At 38.3% G+C, this 3,915-nt stretch carries 3 protein-coding genes; 1 reads left to right on the top strand and 2 read right to left on the bottom strand.

The genetic code is table 11. From position 1 onward, the window contains the following. Positions 1 to 643 precede the first annotated feature (643 nt). Together ahpF and ahpC are read right to left on the bottom strand one after the other, a co-directional pair. Positions 644 to 2,173 carry an alkyl hydroperoxide reductase subunit F gene (ahpF, locus tag BIV59_RS21760; RefSeq protein WP_071353553.1) on the bottom strand — a complete coding sequence of 510 codons (1,530 nt, stop codon included), beginning with the start codon at positions 2,171 to 2,173 and terminating at the stop codon, positions 644 to 646. A 13-nt stretch (positions 2,174 to 2,186) separates the two neighbouring features. Continuing rightward, positions 2,187 to 2,750, bottom strand: coding sequence for an alkyl hydroperoxide reductase subunit C (ahpC, locus tag BIV59_RS21765; RefSeq protein ID WP_071353554.1), 564 nt, complete (start codon positions 2,748 to 2,750; stop codon positions 2,187 to 2,189). 612 nt (positions 2,751 to 3,362) lie between these two features. Between ahpC and BIV59_RS21770 the strand changes: the two genes are divergently transcribed. Then, positions 3,363 to 3,782 (top strand): GNAT family N-acetyltransferase, encoded by a 420-nt coding sequence (locus BIV59_RS21770; RefSeq protein WP_071353555.1) that lies wholly within the window; start codon positions 3,363 to 3,365, stop codon positions 3,780 to 3,782. The last annotated feature ends 133 nt before the right edge of the window (positions 3,783 to 3,915 follow it).

Here is a 3,915-nt window from a genome sequence, read left to right on the forward strand (position 1 = left end):
TCAGGTTTCTAATATATTTCTTTGAGTTATCAATAACTTCAAGTATTTCCTGTTCGGATACCTAGAATAATGGTTTTTGTTTCTCATGTCTATTTATAGAATCTATAGACATATATGCTATCTCTTGAATATGCACTGGTTTTATAGCACCTGACCAAGAGAGTATTAACTGGTGCTTCGTCTGAATATTCCACTATTGTATATGTCCTATCAATGGCTTTTTCTTGATAATCTTTAAGAGTTAATTACCGCTCCAGGCGCTTCGCTTTCCGCGTGCGGTCCCGGGTGCCTCCTCGAAGCTAAGCGCCTGCGGGATCTCCCGCAGGAGTCTTCGCGCCTTCCTCTCCCATCAACTTGGCTATAAAGTCAACAATGTCCTTTAATATTCAACCTAGTTTAAAAAGGTGCCACTCAAATACTTTAGGAAAGAGTAATAGCTTTTTGTAGTTTAAATGGGCCTCAGAAAAAAATAATTGTTACTGATTTGTAAACCTCTTTTCTCCCTGTATGATTTTACCGATGAAGGAAAAAACAAGGAAACAAATAAAGATTATTCTTGTCACTCAAAAACATCTAAAATTCTGTTTAAAAAAAAGAAAGCCGATTGCTATCAAACATAGCAAAACGGCTTTCTTACCTTTCATTAATTGCGGATAAGGTAATCGAATGCGCCTAAAGCTGCAGTCGCACCTGATCCCATCGAAATAATGATCTGTTTATATGCACTGTTTGTACAGTCGCCGGCAGCAAACACTCCATCTATGTTTGTAGCGCCGTGCTTATCAACAACAATTTCACCGAAGCGGGTTAGCTCAACGCCATCGCCTAGCCAGTCGGTATTTGGCACAAGTCCAATCTGGACAAACACACCTTCTAATTCAACCCGCTGAACAGTTCCTGTATCCCGCTCAATGTAGGAAATCCCATTTACTTTATCAGTTCCGGTAATCTCCTTTGTTTGAACATTTTTTAAAACTGTTACATTAGGGAGGCTGTATAGGCGTTCTTGCAGTACGGCATCTGCCTTCAGTTCTGGCATGAATTCAAGAACTGTTACATGTTTCACGATACCTGCGAGGTCAATTGCCGCTTCAATGCCGGAATTACCACCGCCGATAACTGCCACATGCTTGCCAGCAAAAAGCGGACCATCACAGTGCGGACAATAGGCTACACCTTTATTCTTGAACTCTTCTTCACCTGGTACGCCAACATTGCGCCAGCGGGCTCCCGTTGAAAGAATTACAGTTTTACTCTTCAGTACAGCACCGTTTTCCAGTTCAAGTTCGACCAAGTCCTTCTTTTCTAACCGCTTGGCACGCTGCAGGTTCAATATATCTACTCCATACTCTTTAACATGCTCTTCAAGGCTTGCTACAAGCTTAGGGCCTTCAGTATATTTCGTGCTTATAAAGTTCTCAATGCCCAAGGTATCCATAACTTGGCCGCCAAAGCGTTCAGCTACAATGCCTGTACGAATGCCTTTGCGGGCTGCATAGATTGCTGCACTTGCACCGGCAGGACCGCCTCCAACAACCAGCACATCGTATGGGTCCTTTTCAGCAAGTTCTTTTGCATCTGGGCCATTTCCCATTTTCGCAAGAATTTCCTCAAGTGTCATACGCCCGCTGCCGAAAGATTCCCCATTTAGAAAAACAGTTGGCACAGCCATAATGTCCTTGCTTTCAACTTCCTCTTTAAATACAGCACCATCAATCATGGTATGGGTTATGCCAGGATTAAGTAAACTCATTAAGTTCAGTGCCTGAACAACATCAGGACAATTGTGGCAGCTGAGACTAATGTATGATTCAAAGTGATATTCACCCTTTATGTTTTTAACTTGATCACTTACATTTTGATCAATCTTAGGAGGCCTGCCGCTGACCTGCAGCAGTGCCAGCACTAATGAAGTAAATTCATGTCCTAAAGGTATGCCAGCAAAGGTAACACCAGTGTCTTCGCCAATACGGTTTACGCTAAAGCTCGGTGTTCTCTCCAGCTGTGTTTTCTCTATTTTAATGTGTTTTGACATGCCAGCCAATTCATCTGCTAAGTCTAGCATGTCGCTGGATACCGCATCGGATCCAGCGCTGACTTTTAGCAGGACATCGCCTTCCAGCAATTCAAGATATTGGGCTAACTGTGCTTTTATATCTGCATCTAATAACATTGATCTAAGCTCCTTAAATTTTTCCAACAAGGTCAAGGCTTGGCTTTAGTGTTGCATCTCCTTCTTGCCATTTAGCCGGACAAACCTCACCCGGATTATTGCGGACATACTGTGCTGCCTTAATCTTGTTAACAAGAGTGCTTGCGTCACGGCCAATACCGTCTGCATTAATTTCAACGGTTTGAATGATGCCGTCTGGATCGATGATAAAAGTACCGCGATCAGCAAGACCTTCCTCTTCGTTTAATACATCGAAGTTGCGGGAAATCTTTTGTGAAGGATCGCCAATCATAATATATTTAATTTTTCCGATAGCTTCTGAGTAATCGTGCCATGCTTTATGGGTAAAATGTGTATCCGTGGATACGGAATATACTTCCACGCCAAGTTCTTTCAGAGTTGCATATTCGTTTTGCAGGTCTTCTAATTCAGTCGGGCATACAAATGTAAAATCTGCAGGGTAAAAGCAAACTACACTCCATTTTCCTTTCAAGTTACCTTCCGTAACATCAATAAAATCTCCGTTATGAAAAGCTTTTGCTGCGAATGGTTTTACTTCTGTTCCAATTAATGACATAGTGAATTGCCTCCTAGATGTTTTTTAGTTTATAATCAACCAGATTATAATAATTATAATTCGATATTTATTATTATATAAAATCTATTATTTTGTCAATACAAATACTTCACTTAATTCCGTATTAATTTTACTAGCTAACAATCTATAATATATATAACATAATATGGATTTCATTGCTCAGACCTTTGTGTGCCTGTTATTTCGGGTGAATCTTTAAGCTCTGATTTTACTTCTCCTCAGAAAGAGTGCCTATCTAAACAAAAAATATTTAGAAAAACTAAATGAGAAAATTGTATGTAGGAAATGTATTTCATATATCAATAATGTTCTGTTATTTAGATTGTTCAAACTAAATTGCGTCCATTATGGGTAATAAATTGTTTTTACGAAAGGTTTTACAGAATCAACTGCTTACTGTGTGAATGGCCAGATTTTGGAATTAATTAAGTCCTTCATTTTATCGCCAGGTTCTTATTATGTGCAGTAGGCTCTCAGTTGACTTTACTTTTTATGATATTATCTTTTCAGGAACTTACATCAAAAGATCCAATCATTAAATATGAAAAGCTATTAGATTTAGGAAGGATATCTATAGAAAGGGGAAGTAAGATGAAAAATGTGGCTATTGCGAACATTGCAGATTTAAACAAAATAGTAGGCATAGACAGTGAAATTATAGGAAACACAAGCAGAAGAAAATTAATTAAAAATGCCATTGATGCAGGACGTTGTATAATTGCAATGGAAGAAGATAATATTGCAGGATTTTTAATTTATGATACCAACTTTTTTGAGTGTTCATTTATATCGCTAATTATTGTCTCACCGTCAAAAAGACGTAAGGGATATGCAAGTCTATTGATGGATTATATGTTAAGCATATCCACTACTGCGAAGGTATTTTCTTCTACTAATCGTTCTAACATTAGTATGCATAAAGTATTTAATTCAAATGGATTTATTCAAAGTGGGATAGTTGAAAATTTAGACGATGGAGACCCTGAAATTATATATTTTAAATCAAAATAGTTATTTTGATTATCAGATTCTTAATTAGTATAGGCTTTTACCATTGTAAAATTAATTTGCTTTTAGCGGCCGGTATGTTTGCTGGGAATGCGGAAAAATCTATAATGAGATGGGTAACTGAAAGGCTGTATAC

Source organism: Bacillus sp. MUM 13 (assembly GCF_001866725.1).
Classification (GTDB): Bacteria; Bacillota; Bacilli; order Bacillales; family DSM-1321; genus Peribacillus.